This is a genomic window from Paenibacillus sp. FSL H8-0104 (genome assembly GCF_038050215.1).
Lineage (GTDB): Bacteria > Bacillota > Bacilli > Paenibacillales > Paenibacillaceae > Paenibacillus > Paenibacillus amylolyticus.
Genome location: NZ_JBBOTC010000001.1, coordinates 6724978 through 6744502, shown reverse-complemented (window position 1 = coordinate 6744502; position 19525 = coordinate 6724978). Strand labels below are relative to the sequence as shown.

Annotated in this window: 20 protein-coding genes; 13 read left to right on the top strand and 7 right to left on the bottom strand. The window is 46.4% G+C overall.

Going from position 1 to position 19525, the window contains the following annotated elements; translation table 11 throughout:
- Positions 1 to 17: 17 nt before the first annotated feature.
- The gene (locus NST38_RS29610) at positions 18 to 482 is read right to left on the bottom strand and encodes a DUF4385 domain-containing protein (RefSeq protein ID WP_047840920.1); all 465 of its coding nucleotides are present in this window, start codon (positions 480 to 482) and stop codon (positions 18 to 20) included.
- A gap of 96 nt (positions 483 to 578) precedes the next feature.
- Here NST38_RS29610 and NST38_RS29605 point away from each other — a divergent pair, with 96 nt between their 5' ends.
- The 4 genes from NST38_RS29605 to NST38_RS29590 all read left to right on the top strand — a co-directional run bounded on the left by NST38_RS29605 (position 579) and on the right by NST38_RS29590 (position 4035).
- Positions 579 to 1046: a YfbM family protein gene (locus NST38_RS29605; RefSeq protein WP_047840919.1), complete on the top strand. Its 468-nt coding sequence runs from the start codon at positions 579 to 581 to the stop codon at positions 1044 to 1046.
- Between the two features lie 133 nt (positions 1047 to 1179).
- Entirely contained in the window at positions 1180 to 1308 is a 129-nt protein-coding gene (locus NST38_RS29600; protein ID WP_256720053.1) for a hypothetical protein, read from the top strand.
- A gap of 208 nt (positions 1309 to 1516) precedes the next feature.
- Positions 1517 to 3025 (top strand): copper amine oxidase N-terminal domain-containing protein, encoded by a 1509-nt coding sequence (locus NST38_RS29595; protein ID WP_076251974.1) that lies wholly within the window; start codon positions 1517 to 1519, stop codon positions 3023 to 3025.
- Positions 3026 to 3249: 224 nt separating this feature from the next.
- Positions 3250 to 4035, top strand: a complete 786-nt coding sequence (locus NST38_RS29590; protein WP_076251972.1) for a glucose 1-dehydrogenase — start codon at positions 3250 to 3252, stop codon at positions 4033 to 4035.
- 133 nt (positions 4036 to 4168) lie between these two features.
- On the opposite strand, the gene NST38_RS29585 is transcribed toward NST38_RS29590, so the two are convergent.
- Genes NST38_RS29585 through pdxR form a run of 3 tightly spaced genes read right to left on the bottom strand, consistent with a single transcriptional unit; the run spans position 4169 to position 7008 of the window.
- Complete coding sequence (locus NST38_RS29585) at positions 4169 to 4627, bottom strand: GNAT family N-acetyltransferase (protein ID WP_235193849.1); 459 nt, start codon at positions 4625 to 4627, stop codon at positions 4169 to 4171.
- Entirely contained in the window at positions 4624 to 5544 is a 921-nt protein-coding gene (locus tag NST38_RS29580) for a D-alanine--D-alanine ligase (protein WP_076251970.1), read from the bottom strand. Before NST38_RS29580 ends, NST38_RS29585 begins: the two co-directional genes overlap by 4 nt.
- Positions 5545 to 5556: 12 nt before the next feature.
- Positions 5557 to 7008: a MocR-like pyridoxine biosynthesis transcription factor PdxR gene (pdxR, locus tag NST38_RS29575; RefSeq protein ID WP_036612272.1), complete on the bottom strand. Its 1452-nt coding sequence runs from the start codon at positions 7006 to 7008 to the stop codon at positions 5557 to 5559.
- Between the two features lie 673 nt (positions 7009 to 7681).
- Here pdxR and NST38_RS29570 point away from each other — a divergent pair.
- On the top strand, positions 7682 to 8038 hold the full coding sequence (locus tag NST38_RS29570) for a nucleotide excision repair endonuclease (protein WP_036612270.1): 357 nt from the start codon (positions 7682 to 7684) through the stop codon (positions 8036 to 8038).
- A gap of 208 nt (positions 8039 to 8246) precedes the next feature.
- Entirely contained in the window at positions 8247 to 8993 is a 747-nt protein-coding gene (locus tag NST38_RS29565) for a Bax inhibitor-1/YccA family protein (RefSeq protein ID WP_036612268.1), read from the top strand.
- A 166-nt stretch (positions 8994 to 9159) separates the two neighbouring features.
- On the opposite strand, the gene NST38_RS29560 is transcribed toward NST38_RS29565, so the two are convergent.
- Positions 9160 to 9843, bottom strand: a complete 684-nt coding sequence (locus tag NST38_RS29560) for a 4'-phosphopantetheinyl transferase family protein (RefSeq protein WP_076251969.1) — start codon at positions 9841 to 9843, stop codon at positions 9160 to 9162.
- Positions 9844 to 10006: 163 nt separating this feature from the next.
- Positions 10007 to 10876, bottom strand: a complete 870-nt coding sequence (locus tag NST38_RS29555) for an arylamine N-acetyltransferase family protein (RefSeq protein WP_370511432.1) — start codon at positions 10874 to 10876, stop codon at positions 10007 to 10009.
- Between the two features lie 294 nt (positions 10877 to 11170).
- Here NST38_RS29555 and greA point away from each other — a divergent pair, with 294 nt between their 5' ends.
- The 3 genes from greA (at position 11171) to rlmN (ending at position 14560) form a co-directional block, all read left to right on the top strand.
- Positions 11171 to 11647 (top strand): transcription elongation factor GreA, encoded by a 477-nt coding sequence (greA, locus tag NST38_RS29550; protein WP_036612258.1) that lies wholly within the window; start codon positions 11171 to 11173, stop codon positions 11645 to 11647.
- A gap of 283 nt (positions 11648 to 11930) precedes the next feature.
- Positions 11931 to 13286 carry a sodium-dependent transporter gene (locus NST38_RS29545; protein WP_036612255.1) on the top strand — a complete coding sequence of 452 codons (1356 nt, stop codon included), beginning with the start codon at positions 11931 to 11933 and terminating at the stop codon, positions 13284 to 13286.
- Between the two features lie 179 nt (positions 13287 to 13465).
- The gene (rlmN, locus tag NST38_RS29540; protein WP_076251965.1) at positions 13466 to 14560 is read left to right on the top strand and encodes a 23S rRNA (adenine(2503)-C(2))-methyltransferase RlmN; all 1095 of its coding nucleotides are present in this window, start codon (positions 13466 to 13468) and stop codon (positions 14558 to 14560) included.
- A gap of 169 nt (positions 14561 to 14729) precedes the next feature.
- Here rlmN and NST38_RS29535 read toward each other — a convergent pair whose 3' ends face one another.
- Positions 14730 to 15170: a GNAT family N-acetyltransferase gene (locus NST38_RS29535; RefSeq protein ID WP_076251964.1), complete on the bottom strand. Its 441-nt coding sequence runs from the start codon at positions 15168 to 15170 to the stop codon at positions 14730 to 14732.
- 224 nt (positions 15171 to 15394) lie between these two features.
- Between NST38_RS29535 and NST38_RS29530 the strand changes: the two genes are divergently transcribed.
- The 4 genes from NST38_RS29530 (at position 15395) to NST38_RS29515 (ending at position 19501) form a co-directional block, all read left to right on the top strand.
- Positions 15395 to 15835, top strand: coding sequence for a MarR family winged helix-turn-helix transcriptional regulator (locus NST38_RS29530; RefSeq protein ID WP_256720070.1), 441 nt, complete (start codon positions 15395 to 15397; stop codon positions 15833 to 15835).
- A gap of 101 nt (positions 15836 to 15936) precedes the next feature.
- The gene (locus NST38_RS29525; protein WP_076251962.1) at positions 15937 to 17046 is read left to right on the top strand and encodes a glycosyl hydrolase family 8; all 1110 of its coding nucleotides are present in this window, start codon (positions 15937 to 15939) and stop codon (positions 17044 to 17046) included.
- Between the two features lie 128 nt (positions 17047 to 17174).
- The gene (locus NST38_RS29520) at positions 17175 to 18050 is read left to right on the top strand and encodes a diguanylate cyclase domain-containing protein (protein WP_076251961.1); all 876 of its coding nucleotides are present in this window, start codon (positions 17175 to 17177) and stop codon (positions 18048 to 18050) included.
- A 155-nt stretch (positions 18051 to 18205) separates the two neighbouring features.
- Positions 18206 to 19501 carry a glycosyltransferase family 2 protein gene (locus tag NST38_RS29515; protein ID WP_076251959.1) on the top strand — a complete coding sequence of 432 codons (1296 nt, stop codon included), beginning with the start codon at positions 18206 to 18208 and terminating at the stop codon, positions 19499 to 19501.
- The last annotated feature ends 24 nt before the right edge of the window (positions 19502 to 19525 follow it).

Below are 19525 nucleotides of genomic sequence, written 5' to 3'. Positions count from 1 at the left end.
TCTTTTCACCGTTGATCCTACGCTTCATCAGACTCGTACTTTTCCCGATGCTCCTTCTTCATTTTCACATAGTCTGGATCGGTCTTCGCAATCTCCCATTGTGCTTTGAATATAGCCGCGGCTTCTGCCTTCACCTTATCATTCTGATAGGGTAAGATTGAGCCATCCTCTTTTGAGTATTTGCGTCCTCCTTTGTGATTTGTATACCGTCTGGCCCGTGTATAACCCATCTGGAGAAATTTACGAGCCATATCCATACCGACGAAATCACCCTTTTTCTTATACTCCAAAAATAGCTCATAGATTTTCTCCGATGACTCCGTCGCAATCTCGGGTGTTTTGAATCGCCAGTGTGGCAGAATCTCGCCCTTGTATGGCTCAACCATGAGAACGCCCTGCTCTCCCCGGCCTACGGTGTACAGCTCAGGGTGTTTGCGCAGATCCAACTCATCATAATTGAGACTGTAATCAAATTTTTTCATGTATACACCCTCCTTGATAGGGATTACCCCGATTCTGAACCAACAAGCACGGTTAATGGGGAACAATAGAAGGAATTACACAGGAGGGGTAGCGGTATGGGAATGTCCGGCAGATATCTTGTGGTAACAAAGGAGCTAGTTGAATCCATCAAGTCAGGCGAGGTTAGTGTGCATGATTGTGCAGTGGATCTGGATATCGATAAAACATGGCAGATGCTGCAGTTCACGCTGAACGGTAACCTGGTACAGGGGGAACCACCTCTCGGTTTTGTGGTGCCTCTCGCAGGTGAGCAATACGTGGGAAACTATTCAGACATGGATCTGTTTTTGCTTAGTAACGAGCAGGTGCTGGAAGCCTACATGGCATTGGAGCAGCTCACACCGGAAGAATTAAAGCAGCGGTATAGTCTGGACCAGATGATCGCTGAAGGCGTCTATCCAGTCATGGAAGATTGGGATGCGGAAGAGACATTTCAGGAGATCGTTCAGACTGTGGATGATGTCCAAGCCTTATTTCAGGCCACGGCTGCAAGTGGGAACGGGATCATCTTTTATGTTTTCTAAGTGAGCATTGAAATTATGATGGAAAATGGTTGGCCGACACAGAGCAGGTTTGAACTACGCCTATTCGGGTTATTGATAGACACAAGGCTCAGGCCTTGATGCATGACAATCCGGTAGAGAGAGGGAATGCGATATGACACAGGATCAGAACGAAGAAAACAAAGCGATTCAAGAGGATGAGCCGGATCAATTCGAGACTCCCCCAACTGCGGAAGATGAAGAAACGGATGAGAAACTTGCAGAAGATCAGGAGCAAGAATAACTCCCAGCATTGCACAATGAAGCAGGATGTTTTATCGAAACATACGATATGCTGAAATATAGATAGACCAGAGGTCGGACATGTTCCGGCCTTTTGGTTTATTTTTTTGCGTATCCGTTTACAAGAATTACCTATACCTTCATAATGGAAATGAACCATATTTTTCTAAGGAGGAGTTCATATTACGAATCGGAAGTTAGTCCAATGGATGGCAGTGCCACTAGTACTTTTAATGGTTGTTCTTACAGGATGTCAGGCTGTGGGTGGAGTAGACGTTGGCAAAGCAATGGCCAATGGCGCGAGTATCAAGTCCGGTGAATCCAGACAATCCATGAATATAAACATAGAACCGGCTAAGGAATTTGCTACAGAGAAAGACCTTGAAATGATCGAACTAATTAATTCCATTTCCCTGGATATTGATCAAGCCAAAATGAAAGATGCGAAGACAGCATCGATCAAAGGTACACTGAGCATGGAGGGAACGAAGTTACCTTTCCACGTGTCCATGAATGAGTCCCAATTGGTCATTGATCTGGACGGAGCCCAGAAACCGCTGTACATGTCTCTGGATACGTTCCAGGATGCACAGGCGCTTCCGATGGTAGATACGAAGGCTCTGGAGAAACAACTCGAGGAAATTTCCCCGAAACTGTTCTCTTTTGTCCTGAAGCATCTGTCCAATCCGAAGAACATCTCCGTAACACCGGTACAGGAATCCGTGAATGGCGAAGCACTTAGCCTCTCCAAGCTGCATCTGGAAGTTAGTGGTGAAGAGATGCTTGCCATGGTTAAACCGTTCCTGACGAGTATTTCGAAGGATGAGCAAGGACTGAAAGATTTGATTGGCGATCTGTACGATGTGTTCTACCCTGTACTGGAAGCAGTGAATGAGGTAGAAGGTGGGGGAGACGACACGCTGAATTCGATCGTTCCTGAATCGAAAGATGAAGCCGTTGCGTCTCTGTATGCCATCATCAAAGTAGGACTGGACAGTATGCTGGTCAATTATGATCAGGAGCTGAACAACCTGTTGAATGAGACTCCTGAATTCAAAACGGTCTTTGGCACAGAAACCAAACTGAAATTGGACTTTTATCTCGACAGCAAGCTGGATATTCGCAAGCAAAACTTTGAACTGAAAGTAGCACTGCCTGCTTCTGAGGATCTGCCGGTAAACTCTGTAACCGTAAGTGGAGACAGTGAACAGTGGAATATCGGTGGCACAGTTGCAGTTGATGAAGTGGATGTATCGGGTGGCGTTATGGATCTGATGAAGGATGATATTACGCCTGGACAGATGCTGCGCAATTTTGATTCCAATTCACTCGCATACCAATTGCTGAAAGATGAGGCTGGGATCACGAGTAAAAGTGTAGTGCTCTTCCCGGATGATGAATACGCTGGGGCGATCACTGTGAAGAACACAACATTTGTACCGCTTCGCTACGTGTCTGAAGAATTGGATGCTGAAGTGAAATGGACCAAAGGCTCGAACCAAATCGTTGTCATTGACGACATCACTGGTGATGAGATTGTCCTGACCGTAGGTTCCAAGAAGGCAACCGTTGCTGGTAAAGAAGTAACCATGGTGGAATCCGCTTATGTAGGCAAAGACGGCAAGACGTATGTGCCGCTGCGCTTTATGGCTGAATCCCTTGGAGCTACTGTAGATAAGGAACAAGAAACAGGCTGGATCTACATTGACCGTCCTTAATTTCTTATGACTTAAAATAATGAAATGCATGGGGAGTGCCTCTAGTAGAGGTTCTCCTCTTTGTCATTTCGTACCAGGTCAGAGGAATGGCAGGGCCCATACGGAAGAATACTAATCCGGTTGAGATGATGGTTGTAACAGATCCCCGTTAGATTAGAGCAAATGAAGAAATGGGTATTTACGTATGGAGGATGTCAAAAACAGCAAAGGGAGGTCTATGGATTATGACTGAACGATTTGCGGGTAAAGTGGTACTGATTACAGGCGGTGGCTCCGGTCTTGGACGATCCGCTGCTGTGGAAGTTGCACGTGAAGGGGCGAAGCTTGCCCTAGTGGATGTGAACATGAAGGCGCTGGAAGAGACCAAGCGTGTGATCTCGGAAGAGGTACAGCATGCCGAGTTTCTGTTAATTGAAGGTGACGTATCGGACGAAGAAGCTGTGAAGAAGTATGTTAGTGATACGGTCAATGAATTTGGGCGTATCGATGCATTTTTCAACAATGCAGGCATTGAAGGCAAGCAAAACCTGATCGAGAACTACGAGACGGAGATGTTTAATAAAGTTATCGACATCAATCTGAAGGGTGTATTTTTTGGGTTGAAGCATGTTCTACCTGTGATGAAAAAACAGGGCGAAGGCTACATCGTGAACGCGTCCTCTGTTGGAGGGATTCGCGCCGTGCCAAACCTGGTTGCCTACGGAGCGAGCAAACATGCCGTAGCCGGCATGACCAAAGACGCAGCGATTGAATACGCCGAGCACGGGATCAGCGTTAATGCAATTGCACCCGGAGCCATTCTGACAGATATGGTCATCGGTTCGTTCAAACAGATCAATCCGAATGACTGGGAGTCAGCATCCAAAGAGTTCGTGAAGGACAACCCGGCGAAGCGCTTGGGTGAACCGAAGGAAGTAGGGCGTCTCGTTGCCTTCCTGCTGTCTGGCGAAGCACCGTTTATCAATGGAGCCATTATTCCGATTGATGGTGCGCAGTCAGCCAAATATTGATCCCATATTCATCAAAAAGTATATCAATGTGGCATAGATATATACTGAGGAACGCCCTTTTTCGCCAATGTGTGGATTGGGGCGTTCTTTTTTTGATTTGATATTTAAGGGGGCGTATCCCGTATCCGGCAGGTTAAGTATGCTGTAGAATCTGCGGCTTTTTGCTAAAGCCGGTACTCCCGGCTGTAAAGCCCATCTGGCGATAGAATTCATGTGCAGCTTCACGTTCTGGGCGATTGCCACTGTTCAGAGACAAGGAATCCACGTTATGCGTGGCTGCCCATTGTTCGGCTTCAAGAATGAGCTGACGGCCGATGCCTGAGCCCCTGAACTGGTCGTGTACAACCAATGCCAAGATGCGGCAGTGTCTTCCGTTTTTTTCATACATATAAGAAGTCTGTAATCCGATCAGTCCAACTACGCGGCCTCGTGCTTCAGCAACGAGTGTAGTAAAGTTTGCGTCCGCAGAGATATGGGTATAGCGCTCTTCCATCTCGGCGTACGTGGTGGGATAACCAAGTTGGTCCATCAGAATGACCATATCTTGCAGATCGGTAGTGGAGCTATGTCTAATCGTCACATCCAGGCTCATAATGTTGTATCCTCCTTGGGTCTTTCCTTCAACGAAAGTTCAATAATGGTATCCAGCAGTTCTGCAAAAGAAATGCCTGCAGCAGCTGCACTTTTGGGCAGCAGACTGTTACGGGTAAGACCCGGCAGCGTATTCACTTCAAGCACATACGGCATGCCCTCCCGAATCATCATATCCACGCGAGCGTAGACGCTGCATTTGAGCACCTGATAACAGGCCAAGGCCGCGGCTTCGACGCGATTGTGAAGGTCCAAAGGCAATTGCACAACCTGCTCATCGGCCCCGTGGTCATCATATTTGGAGGCATAATCGAAAAACTCGGCGCTCGAACGAATGGAGATCACCGGCAGCATCTTACCATCCAGAATGGCACAGGTAATCTCCTCACCTTCGATATACTGTTCAATCATGACCGTATCATCCCAGGCGAGGGCAGCCTCTACAGCAGTTGGCAGGGCGGAAGCTTCCTTCACCACTTGGGTACCGATGCTGGAACCGCCTGAATTGGGTTTGACCACCACGGGGTACGTTAATTGTTGAACAGCAATAGAGGACAGTGCCTCCATATGGCTCACTCGCAGCCATTCTCCAGTAAGTACACCTGCATGCTGCATGAGCTGTTTGGACATGTCTTTATCCATGCATACACTGCTTGCAAGCACACCACAGCCTGTGTAGGGAATACCCAGAGATTCTAATGTGCCTTGGACCGTACCGTCTTCGCCGTATTTGCCATGCAGGGCAAGCAGTGCCACATCGATCCCCGCTGACTTGTCGATTAGATCGCGCTTGGTATTCAGCTCAATGGGTACAACCTCGTATTTGTCTCTATTCAGGTTTGCAATCATCTCCTGTCCGGTGAGCAGGGAAATATCCCGCTCTGAAGATGTACCGCCCATAATCACGCCAACTTTCATGTGAAATCCTCCTTATCTCATTTGAGCTGCTGTCTCGCCAATGATGCGAATGCCTTTACGTATATTCTCATCGCTGACTCTGGAGAAACCCAGACGCATCGTGTTTACACCCTGACCGGGTTCCAGATAAAAGGTATCCCCTGGTGTGAACGTTACACCTTTCACTTTACAGGCTTCCAGCAGTTCACGGGTTCTGTATTCGGACGGGAACTGCACGAACAGATGCAGACCACCCGCACCGGAAATTCGGCACATTGGCAGATACTGTTTCAGGCAACGCACAACCAATTCATATTTTCGCTTATATTCGGTGCGAGCTCGCTTCAAATATTTCTCGAAATTACCGTTGCTCAGATATTGATACAATAATGATTGGTCCAGCGTGGAGGTATGGATGCTGCGTGCCCGTTTCATACTCTCCAGATAATCAATCAGCGCCGCATCCGCAATAATCCAACCCACCCGCAGACCTGGGAACAGGACTTTGGAGAAGCTGCCCAGATACACCAGTCCATTGCCTTTGCCCATGCTGGCGATCAGGGGAGAGACATGCGAACCGGAATATCGCAATTCTTCGTTAAAACCGTCTTCAATAATCGGTACCTGATACTTGTTCATCAACCGGATGATCTCTACCCGTTTCGCAGGGGACGTCACAATCCCGGTTGGATTGTGATAGGATGGCACGAGATACGCCAGATCATATGGACTTGCCTCAAGTTCATGTTCCAGTTGCTTCAAGTCCAAGCCATCCGGCTCCATGTTCACACCGGTCAGGTGGAACTGGTGCAACTTTAGATTTTTGATCGCCGTGTGGTGCGTTGGATTCTCGCAGAGCGCTTTTCCGCTTTTTTTGCGTAACACTCCAAGCACCAGATCGAATCCTTCCGTGAATCCGTTGGTGATCAGGATGTCCTTGCCACGGAGGTCAACACCTTTGTTCTCCATATAACGTAGTAAATAGTTCATCAGCGGTCTGTATCCTTGCGCATATCCGTAATTCAGCAGTACTTCGCCCTCAAGTGACATGCGATCCAGAAAAGCCCGTTTCACGTTGTGCAGATCAAACAGCTTTTCATCCGGCGCTATGCTGGTAAACGATATCTCACCGCGCTCTGCTCCGGAGCCATGCTTCATCAGATCGTACTGCTCTGCCTGAATTGCATACTCGCTTACCTCCGTCGTCCAGTCCAGTTCCCAGCTTGCTGCTGCCTCAGGTGTTTTGATGGAGGTACTGACGTAATTGCCCTTGCCTTTGACTGCATAGATCAGACCTTCATCTTCAAGCTCGGCATAAGCGAGCAGGACCGTGCTGCGACTAACCTTCATGAGTGTACTGAGTTCACGGGTCGAGGGCAGTTTTTGTTTAGCTTGCAGGCCGCCTTTGAGCATCAATCGCTTCATATAATCTTTGACTTGTATATATACAGGGCGGTCCTCCGTCAGTTGCAGATCGGAATACATCCCATCACTCCCTCTACTGGTATCTTGTCATATTATAAACCCCGCAGAAAGAACCACGATACCTCTGTTTCCCTGAGCGTGTGGTTGGTTGTTCGCACAAACGCAAAAAAGCCCTGGCAGTATGCCGGGGCCTGGTGGTGAAACTTGATCCATTTTCTATAGTACTGCTGCTATAATTTCTACAGTTGTATTGCATGACTAGTCTCTCTAGGATCGATAGCTATCTGACCTTCTACGTGTGTCTATTAACTTCAGTACGACTATAATTGCAGGCTTTCTAGGTGATACTTAAAATCTACAGTGAATCATGAATCTAGGTCTTTCTAGGTTTGCTTGCTGCAAGGGTCGATTAGATGATGAATCCACAATCTATAAGCTAGGGTTCTTGCTAACTGTACTCTTGTCGTGATCACGTAACAGAATTCAGCATGAAAAAGAGTTTCAATCATAGGGTACAATAGACGGAGGTAGATATAAAGACGTATGTCTCAGTGCCCAATTTCTTCCTCATACCCCTATAGTACCACTTTGAATCAGGGAAGTTAACCTTTTTTTTGAAATATTTGTCGTAATAGCGAAAATTGCGTGAATTGTACTTCATATAGATTGAAATGGTGTCCCTTTATAATATGTGATAGGATGAAAACCTATAGATAATGAGGAAGTGAGCCTATTGATTAATATTACCGTGCCAACACCGGATGTAACCATCACAAAGCAGGCTGATCCACAGCTTAGCCACATTTATGGATTTACTGATTTTCACCTGATTACCCGGGAACTAGGCGGGATTTTCATGTTTTACAATGCCGCTGGAGAGTTGTTATTTGTCGGGAAAGCACGAAAATTAAGACCACGTATCAAAAAGCATTTTGAAGACACAGTATCACCAATTAAGAATCACCGCGAAGAAGTAACGAAGATTGAAGTATGCCTGGTTGAAGATCCTGTAGATCGTGAAATTTACGAGACGTATATCATCAACACGATGCGTGCGAAATACAATGTAGATAAAGTCTTGTACAAATAAGACGCTTAAAAAGCACATGAACATGCAATGTCTGGGACATATGTCCTAAGTGTTGCGCCAGTGGGTAAGGATGTGATCGAAGGATTGCATCCGATTCCTTCTGGTGCTATCCCGATCTTTTTGAGGGAGTAGCTTGTAGAATTTGAAACGTAGTAAACCCAAGCTTAGTATCATAGATATACCAAATACATATGAAGAGGTGATTGTGTTGATCGGTCGTAGCGGTAACCCTACACTTAAAGACAGCACGTTTGAAAACAGAGGATATGGAGAAGATCGGTATCAGAATTACATGACAATCAACGGCACGGTGAACAAAGCGTTTATTACGCTTGTGATTCTGCTGGGCAGTGCGTTTGCAACATGGATGATGTTCTTTAACGGACAACAAGTGATGCCGCTCGCTTATGGTGGATTAATTGTTGGTTTCATTCTGGCACTTGTGATTTCGTTCAAACCCGTAGCGGCACCGTATCTCGTACCTGTCTATGCCGTGGCAGAAGGCCTGTTCCTGGGAGCACTCTCCGCAACCTATGAGTCACTGTATAACGGAATTACCTTGCAGGCGGCTCTGTTGACCATGGCTGTATTCATCGCTCTGCTGGTGGCATACAAAACCAGATTGATCAAAGCTACGGAGAACTTCAAGTTGGGCGTTGTTGCTGCAACTGGCGGCATCATGATCATGTATCTGTTGAGCTTTGTACTGGGTTTCTTCGGCATTTCAATTCCTTATCTGCATGATAACAGCTTGATTGGCATCGGTATTTCGGTCGTTATCGTCATTGTGGCTGCCCTCAATCTCGTCCTTGATTTCGACTTCATCGAGGGTGGTGCTGAACGTGGTGCGCCCAAGTATATGGAGTGGTACGGTGCATTTGGATTGATGGTAACGCTGGTATGGCTGTACATTGAGATCATCCGTCTGCTTGGCAAATTGCGGAGCCGGGATTAGTCCTATCCATACGTCAGAGACGTAAACGGAGTGTGAATTTAAAGCTAAAAAGCTAACGCGTGATGCTCACGTCGTTAGCTTTTTTTGATTAACATTAGCAGAATTTCCTTAATGGCGCCTCTTATAAAACTCAACTGATTCCAACTCGTTGAGGCCCGGCACCACTTTATACTAACTCTGTATACAGATCCTCCAGAGTGATGATCTCGGGCTTGCTCGACAGCTCTCCCCCGGCTGAACAGGCTGCAAGCATATGCTGATCATCCAAACGCTGACTATAGAAGCGATGTGCTGCAGCCTGTTTGCAATGCCAATCTTCCCGCTCATTGGGAAGGATGGCGAAGGAGTCCAGTGGTATGGACAACCCCATACCGACTGCCTTGATATAACTTTCCTTCAGCGTCCATAGACGGTAGAAGGTTTCCAGCCGACGATCGTCAGGCTCGGCGACCAAGAACTGGCTCTCCTTAGGAGAGAAGAAACGCTCTGCAATCTGCATGTCAATTGGAGCTATTTTTTCCACATCCACGCCTAGTTCATCTGTACTCCCGGAGATCAGCGCAATCCAATCACCAGAATGGGAGACGTTGAATTGTACATCCGAATGGTGAATGAGCGAAGGTTTGCCGTAGGAATTACGGGTAAAAGAAAGCTCAGCAGGTCTCAGTCCAGTTAACTTGCTCAAAGTCACACGGGTCAATATCTCTCCCAGCACGGAACGATACGCGTCAGCCTGATGCACAAAACGCGAAGCTTGAGCACGTCGCTCCGCAGAAACTTGCGACAGCAATTGGTTCCAGTTCGCCTCGGGCAATACTTCTGGAACTTGGAGTACACGAATAGTTATCATCATTAATCACCTGAGGACATATTCGGCGTGGATCAGTAACTTTCCTTCATATGGAATGGGCCCTCAACTCTTCCTCCCAAATCATCACTATACGGATGCCCCTAAAAAGCAAGCCGGTTGTCTCGCTTTTTATGTTAAGGCCTCAGGTTGTGCATCTTCTTCATCATGCTTCCTGTACTCGTTTCCATTCTGTATGCGCAGACTGCACTCGCTCCCACATATCTTGGCATTCCAGTTCGTTGTAATTCACCAAGGGTTCATAGAATATTTCAGTTAATACGTTACGCCACTCGGTATAATCCCGGATCTCCTTTTTCTGGATTCCTTCGATATCATGTGTTCGGAGCATACATCCACGTAGTTCATGACTGCGGATCTCATCCCGCTGACGAAGCAAAAATACGTTATGCCAAGGTGATTCGACTGCCCGACTGTAGAATTCATGTTTGGGAATGAACTCTTCCAGGCTGGTAATTGCTTCAGGAGCATAGTCCACACCTTCACTTGGCCCATGCGGCTCGTACTCAAGCCGCCATCCCCCAGCCACAACAGATGATGGCATCAATTGGTACGTAAACGGAGCTGAACCATAGGTTCCATAACGAAGTGGCAGAGGTTCAAAGGGCATTCCGCCGAGACCTACATCTACAATCCAGCGTTCAACTGTCGGGTCAGCATCTGGCAGAAGCACAGATAGACCGAGATGGAATGAGTTCACACGGGGTTGTTCCCCATGAGGCTGTACTCCCCCGCGATGCCAATCAACCGTATAACCCAGCGAGCGGAGAAGAACACTAAATGCACCATTTAGATGAAAGCAGTAGCCGCTACGTCCCTGTAATATAAGCTGAATTGAATCTTGAAGACTGATTTCCGCAGGAAGACCTGCAAAAATATCGACCGTTTGCCAGGATAAATATTGCACATGTGCTCGCTGGAGTTCAAATAAGAATTCCAGTGTAGGTTCCTTTATATCATCTATGCCGATCCGTTTCAGATAGGCCTGTATTTCAGCTGTATTCAATAGTTCAATCATTATTCAGATCACCTCACGTCATATAGTGGGCTGCAGGCGATGGTTATAAACTTCTGCTGCCCTGTGTTCATTGTAAAAGCGAACGGATGAAAACGACATCATCAGTTGTGCAGATTGTAACGGTACAATTATTGAACAAAGCCTTGAAATTCATCTCAAGAGATGGGCATGGTTCTGATTTCATTGAAATACAATATATGGATGAGCTATTTCTTTTTCCGGGGTATGCTAACCCTTTGGAGTGGATATAGGTTAGAATATAGATAGATAGCAGGATTAGGAGATGGAAAAATGGCTAATGATGAAGTGATTTTGACACAGGAAGGCTTGGAAAAGCTGGAGGACGAACTGAAGGATTTGAAGACGGTGAAGCGTAAGGAATTGGCAGCTCGTCTGAAACTTGCGATCAGTTACGGTGACCTGAAGGAAAATAGTGAGTATCATTCAGCCAAAGATGATCAGGCCTTTATGGAGACCCGAATTTTGATCTTGGAGAAGATGCTGACAAAAGCAAGAGTCATTTCTTCAGACAATATAGACTCCAACAAAGTGAGCATTGGATCCACGGTGTTGCTTAATGACATTGAGTTCGCCGAGAAGATTGAATATAAAGTGGTTGGCCCTGCCGAGGCCGATGTTGCGGATAATAAAATTTCGTACGAGAGCCCGCTGGGCAAGGAGATAATGGGCAAAGAAGTGGGCAGCGTCATTCATGTCAATGCTCCGATGGGCGTTATCAAGTACGAGTTACTTCAAATTAAAGTGTAATTCAAAAAGAGAGGTGCTCCGCAGTCATCCAAATGGCTGAGGGGACACCTCTTTTTGATTCTATTGGGCTTTGAACAGTTGGGAATACGGATTTGTTGAAACTTCATACGGTTGGACTAACGGACTTTATCACATACTGTGTTTAAGGAACTTATGAGATGAAGATTTCCGTGCGTTTTATATGTAAAAAAATAACATTTCGACAAATTTCGAATTTCGAATGACCTGACAAGGTGAGTAGTATATAATTACGGGAAAACTTTAAAGTGATGGAGTAGATACGATGAATTTTAGTAAGCCTAATCTAGATCAAGACAACGCTGGCAAAGGAGAACGTTTCTCTCAAGCTGGATTTATCCTGGCGGCCATTGGTAGTTCGGTTGGTCTGGGCAACATGTGGAAATTCCCATACATTACGGGTGAAAACGGAGGGGCTGCGTTTTTCCTGCTCTTCATCGTTTGTTTGCTGCTGATTGGTCTGCCAGTGCTCCTGGCTGAACTTGCGATTGGTCGCAGTGGCAGAGGTAGTGCAGCTACGGCTTTTATCAAAGCAGGTGGACATAAAGGTTGGCTCGCAGCCGGTTTGCTGCAAGTACTGACGCCTTTTATCATCCTCTCTTTTTATGTCATTATTGCAGGGTGGACCCTCCAATACGCAATTACGTCATTCAGTGGAACACTGTTCAACAATCCGGATTATGCCGGACAGTTCGATTCCTTCATAGGTGGCTATATGCCGATTGTATGGCAACTGGTCGCGGTCCTAATTACAGGCTGGATTGTAGCCAAAGGGGTATCCAACGGAATCGAGAAATTCAACAAAGTTCTGATTCCAGCTATGCTTGTACTGCTTATTATCCTGATGATTCGTGCAGTTACATTGCCGGGTGCAGGAGCTGGGGTATCCTTCTTCCTGAATCCGGACTTCTCGCAGCTTACAACGGAATCTGCACTGGTGGCGCTTGGGCATGCCTTCTTCTCCCTGTCACTTGGGATGGGTATTCTTGTAACCTACGGTTCGTATGTGGATAAAAATCAGTCCCTCGGTGCGGCAACCGTCGCCGTCGGCGCGGGTGACCTGATCTATGCATTCATTGCGGGTCTGATCATCTTCCCAACAACATTCTCGTTTGGTATTGCACCGGACCAAGGACCTTCACTGATCTTTGTGGCACTTCCGGCGGCCTTCTCGGCGATGCCACTTGGTTTCTTGTTTGGTGGACTGTTCTTCATCCTGCTGGCTATTGCGGCATTAACGTCAGCAGTATCCTTGCTGGAAGTTCCGGTGAAATATTTCATGGAACGTTTGTCCTGGAGCCGCAGTCGTTCGGTGTGGGTTATCTCTCTAGCGGTCTTCATCGTAGGACTTCCTTCGGTATTGTCGCTCGGCTTGCTGCCTGAATGGACGATTGGATCGAAGAGTGTGTTCGACTGGATGGACTTTGTAGCATCCAACATCCTGCTGCCTGTAGGTGGACTGCTTGTAACGATTTTTGCCGGATACTTCTGGAAAACGGCTGCGGAAGCTTCCGGCCTGCGTTCCGGATGGTTCCGGGTGTGGCTGTTCATGCTGCGTTACGTGGCTCCGATCCTGGTTTTGCTGGTTCTACTGCACACATCCGGCATCATTCACTTCTAATGGTGAAGGCCCGATAGGGTTAAATATGGTCTGTTGTGCAGATTTACCATGGATAAAACCTCTTGGAAGAAATGCAAAAGCCCTTGTTTTCCCTCGTCAATTTTGGGACAATACGGAGTAGAGGTTTTTTGGGTAGGACCGATAAGCCATATGCTTTTTTGCGAAAAGAGGATTATACAATGAACAAATCATCCATATATGGATTAACATTAGAGCAATTACGTTCCTGGCTGCCGGAGCATGGGCAGAAAAAATCCCGTGCATCCCGGATCTGGGAATGGTTATATCAAGAGCGTGTACACGATTTTCCCGCGATGTCTGATGTCCGTCAAGAATGTCTGGATGTTCTTTCCGAGCATTTCACCATGAACTCGCTGAGCGAACATGTGAAGCAGGAATCGGCAGATGGTACCGTGAAGTTTCTGCTTCGGATGCAGGACGGCAACCTGATTGAGACGGTATTAATGCGACAGAAATACGGACTTACCGTCTGTGTAACCACACAAGTGGGTTGTAATATTGGCTGTAGCTTCTGTGCGAGCGGTCTGATCAAGAAGAGCCGTGACCTGACCGCTGGAGAGATTGTGGAACAGATTATGCATGTGCAGCGACATCTGGATGCAGCGGGTCAAGACGAGAGGGTAACTAACGTGGTTGTGATGGGGATTGGTGAACCATTCGACAACTTCCAGCACATGAGTGATTTCATCGAAGTCATCAAGGATCGCAAAGGACTGGCACTTGCCGCCAAACGGATTACTGTGTCCACGAGTGGCCTTCCGGACAAGATCAAGGAATTTGCAGACAGCAGTCTGCAGGTTAACTTAGCGATCTCTCTGCATGCACCTAATAATGAATTGCGTACACACATCATGAAGATCAACCGGGCTTTTCCGATTGAGCAATTGATGGATGCGGTGGATTATTATCTGGCTACAACGAACAAACGCATCATGTTTGAGTACATCCTGTTACGTGATGTTAACGATCAACGTGAGCATGCCGCGGAGCTCGCTGAACTGTTGTCCAGTCGCAGAAGTATGGTCAGTGTGAATCTGATCCCATACAACCCGGTGGATGAGCACAGTCAGTATCAACGGAGTACAGAAGAGTCGATTCTGGGCTTCTATGATACACTCAAAAAGAACAACATCAACTCCACTGTACGTATGGAACATGGTACGGATATCGATGCTGCCTGCGGACAGTTGCGCAGTAAACAAATGAAGAACAACACTGCCGAATCCGAGCCAGGCCGTCTGGCACTGGGATAAGACACAACGCGGAGCTGGCAAGTAAGTTAGGATACTTGGTTGTTATAATCAGTGCCTGTACTTTGTACGTGCCATCTACCGTTGTTGGATTCGCGAATGCGTTGCCTGAATGCAAAATGCCTCTGTATATCACTGAGAAGTGATAACGGAGGCGTTTTTTGGAGTTTCATTATTTCAGTTTTTTGGTCATCAGCAGATGGGGAATGCCGTCTTCCATAAATACTTCCGAAGCGGGTGCGTATCCGAGACGTTCGTAGAACCCGGAAGCTTGTACCTGTGCGTGCAGCTTGGCTTTCTCAAGACCATCAGCAACAGCCATCTGCTCCAGTTTGTCGATCAGCACACGGCCCAGGCCGTGTTTGCGGTAATCAAGCATGACACAGATCCGTTCCAATTTGGCAACTTGTTCCACAATGCGCAGTCTGGAGGAGGCAGCAGGTACACCGTCTACGTAGAGCAGAATGTGGCGCGCCTCCGCGTCTAATGTATCATAAGCATCGAATTCGTCCGCTGCGGATACGCCTTGTTCTTCGACGAAAATAGCCGTACGAATGGCGAAGCAGGCATCGAGCAATTCCTGATTAGTAACTTCAACAATCGTTGTATTCATGAATGTTTCTCCTTTGGGTGATCGTAATGTTATCCTGACGTGATAAACTGGTACATAACAGGAATATGGAACGATTTTCGTTCCATATATACGGTTTGAGCTATATGTTTAAAATTGAAACCAATTCAACTGTAGTTATACCATCAATTATGTTGCGAATGCAACAATTTTATAGGGGCGTGAGTGTGTTGACTGAGAAAAAAGAAGTGCTACGTGAAATTGGTATGATTGCCCGCTGTCTGGATTCAATCAGTAATGTCGAGTTTCAGCATCTGAACCTGTCCCGTGGACAATATCTATATCTGTATCGAATCTGTGAGAATCCGGGCATAATTCCGAATCAGCTTGCTGAACTGATCAAAGTGGATCGCACAACGGCGGCCAGAGCTATTAGCAAACTCGAATCCGATGGGTTCATTATTAAACAGCCAGCAATGGGTAATAAGAAGAATAAGGTGTTGTATCCCACCAAAGCTGGGCTTGAAGCATGGGAATTCATTCGTAAAGAGGGCGTGCATTCGGATCAGGTGACTCTGGATGGTCTGACGGAGGAAGAGATCGAGACCGCGGTCATGCTTCTCCGTCGAATGCGACATAATATCGAGGTGGACTGGAAATTTGTCAAAAAGGGTGGACGGCGACCCTACATGGATATTTCGGAATGAACAGAGGAACGATTCTTGACCCCTGCATCCCAGACTCTAGCCGAACCTATCCAAAGGAGAAGAGCCATTATGCCAGAGAAGCATCAGTACAGGAGGGAGTCATGAGACGGGTAAACCGGAAAAGGCTAACGTGGTGGATCATATTGGCAGTCAGTATCACAGCAGCGTTAATTATTTTTGTGAAGGAGCGGTTTGTGATGAATGAATCATCCCCTACGGTATCCTTTGTTCAAGATCATATGACTAATCCCAATGGTACACTTGCGACCTATTTGCAAGATGCTACCTCAGAGAGAGCGGACATCGTAGCAGGCAGAGAGGCTTTATCTGAGTCACTTGGTCTTTGGATGCAATATGCTGTAGCCAAGAATGATCAGGCGTTATTCGAGGAAAGCTATAAACTGCTGACGACCTATTTCCTCATGCCGCAAAAATATATTGCCTGGAAGCTGGATGACGAAGGTCAATCTCAAGTGACAACCAACGCGCTTGGCGATGATTTTAGAATTGTCGGTGCCTTATTAAAGGCAGCAGATCAATGGGAACAAGGAAGAGGAGCCAAACTGAAAACGGCTTCGGAAATATCCCGTACACTTTCACAATCGGTTCAGAATAAAGGATATTATGTGGATTTTCACGATTTTGCGAGTGGTCACTCCACAGATACATTAAGTCTGGTCTATGTTGATCTCCCGTCTCTTCAATTGATGGAAAAACATCAGTTGGTGGAACCGGGAACCTATACCAAGTACGAAGCTTTGCTGAAGAAGATGCCTGACGATGGATTGTTCTATCCGAAGACCTTCGATGTAGTCCGTAAAAAATATACGTATGATGATACGGTGAATCTGATCGACCAGTTGATCGTGGCGAATCATCTAACCGTGACCGACCGCAAACCGGACAAGCTCATTTCTTTTTTGAAAAAAGAGTTCAACACCCGGCATCAGCTGCCCGGACAGTATAAGCGAGAATCACGCACACCTGCCGTCTCTTATGAATCTTCCTCGGTATATGGCCTTGCCATTTTACTCGCTGTTCGTTCAGGTGATCCAAAATGGGCCAAACAGTTGTATAACCATATGACTACGTTGCGTGGTCAGGACTCTCGTTATCCAGGTGGATATGTATTTGACGGTAACACACATCTGTTTGATAATCTTTTTCCTTTATTGGGAGAAGTTAATTTACAGAAAAATATGAAAAAGTAATGATTTTGTCATTTAATGAATTCTTCAATGTGTTAGCATAGCTTTGTCTAAACATGTCATAAATTGTTGCGATATAAAAGAAGTGAGGTTGAACAAGAGTTCTATAAATTCAACGGAGAGAAGGAACTATGAGGAATAAAGCACCTACCCGCCGTATTGCGTGGGGATATGCCCTTTTAATTGGACTAGCCCTGATGCAGCAAATGATGATTTATCTTAAAGTGTACATGGATCAGAGCTACACTACAGGGGATTTGATTTTTAGTATCGTGTCGCTGGGTGCCTTGGTTTTTGGTCTTTTTCTGCCTGTTGGTGTATCCGTCGTGACGGGGTTTGTATATCTGGTTTCTTATTTTGTGTGGCTTGTTACTTATGCTGATGCAAATGTGCTTGTGTTCTCCTGGTGGTTGCTCATCCCTGCCAACGTTGCCGTGGCTGCGTTCATCAAGGCAAGTCTGCTGCGCAGTGCACGTGTAGTGGAACGTCTCCAGGATATGCAGGACCGTAACCCGGAAATCGATCTGGATACCACGCTTGGTAATAAGGGAGCGCTGGCAGATACGTTAATCAAACATAGTAACCTTGCGCGTCGGTACTCCGAAAAGTATGGATTCAGCATTGCCATGTTCAAGATTGAATTTTTGCCACTGGTGATGGAATCCCTCGGTTCTGTCCGGTATGCACAGTTCCTGCTTGAAATCTCGGGTACGATTCAGAAGCAGATTCGGTATGAGGACTATAAATTTTTCGTGGATCGTGGGCGATTTGTCATCATATGTCCTATGGTGAATGTGGAATATCTTCCACTTCTTACACAGCGGATCAAAAAAGCCATAATGGATCTTCATATTATCGATAAAAAGGGAAATGAGCTGCAAACGGTGATACGCTCTGGTGCTCTGGTATTCCAAAAGGAGCAATTCAGCAAGTACGAGGACATTGACGCGGTTATTGCTGCCCTTGAACGAAACACAGAGACCGATCTCATCGGAGAATATATATAACGGGAAGGAGAGAGGCGCTGTGGACTATATGTCCTGGTTCATCCCGATCTGTATCGCCGTCAGTTCTTTATTTGCGGTAATCACGATTTGGTTAACAATTGCAACCCTTCGCTTTCGGTCGAAAGTTATTCGCAAGTATGATCGGAGGAAAGTAAGTGGCTGATTTTATATTAATATTATCCATATTTAGTATCTGGATTGCCGTATTCGAGTCGATTGTTATTATGGCAGGTGCGATTCGTTTTATTAATAAACAGGACAAAAAAGGGATTCAGATCCCTGAAAATATGGATCATTATCCAACAGTCACGGTCATGGTACCTGCGCATAACGAGGGTCTAGTTATTGTTGCGACAGTAGAGCATATTCTGTGCCTGAATTATCCGGAGGATAAAGTCCAGGTCATCGTGATCGCGGATAACTGTACAGATGATACCGCAGAGAAGCTGAGATCATTCCTCAGTCAGACCAGTTATAGGCATCGCAATGTGACGGTAATGGAGCGTAAAGGAACAGGTGGCAAGTCCGGGGCATTAAATGACGGACTGGAAATTGCCACGGGCGACTGGATCTGTATCTTCGATGCAGATGCCGCACCTGAACGGAATGCATTAATGTTTTTGACGCAAAAATCGCTGGAGAACCCTGAACAATATGGCGTGGTTTTTGGTAGAAACAAAGCACGCAACAGAGGACAGAATTTCCTCTCCAAATGCATTAATCTGGAGATCATTACTTCGCAACGTGTGTATCACACGGGTCTGTGGGAATTGTTCCAGCTTGGTTCCATCCCGGGAACGAATTACATTATCAAAACCGAGTTGATCCGGGAGATTGGCGGCTGGGATGTGACAGCCATTACAGAAGATACGGCGCTATCATTTGAGATTTTGAATCGCGGACAGTTTGTGGCACTTGCGCCGCAAGCGGAAGCCTATCAGCAGGAGCCGGAACAGCTTAGTGTGTACATGAAGCAGCGCGAACGCTGGGCCAAGGGGAACTACCAGGTGGTACTGGATAATATCCATAACCTGTTTAACCGTTCCAGTTGGCGTAATAAGTTGCTGGTCATCTATTATGCCGTCAGTTATTTCTGGTTTATGCTTGCGATCATTGTATCGGATATTATATTTCTCGTGAATCTGGTCTATCGGGTCATTGCGATATTTAAACCAGAGGTAAGTTCACCGTTCCAGTTTGCCGGCGATGCGTATGTGTTCCTGGTCATTGGTTGGGCACTCATGTACTTTATTTACGTGTTACAGATCAATCTGGCACTTGCCGCAGATATTGGACAGAGCAATACTCGTAATTTCATCTATGCCTGCGTGTCCTATTTCACGTATGCACAGCTGTTCATCCTGATCTCGATCAAGGCATTCTACTCCTTGATTATGGACAAGATTCGGAAACGCGAAAGCAAATGGTACAAAACAGAACGTTTTGGCTAAGCGGCGAAATTTTATAAGTGTAAG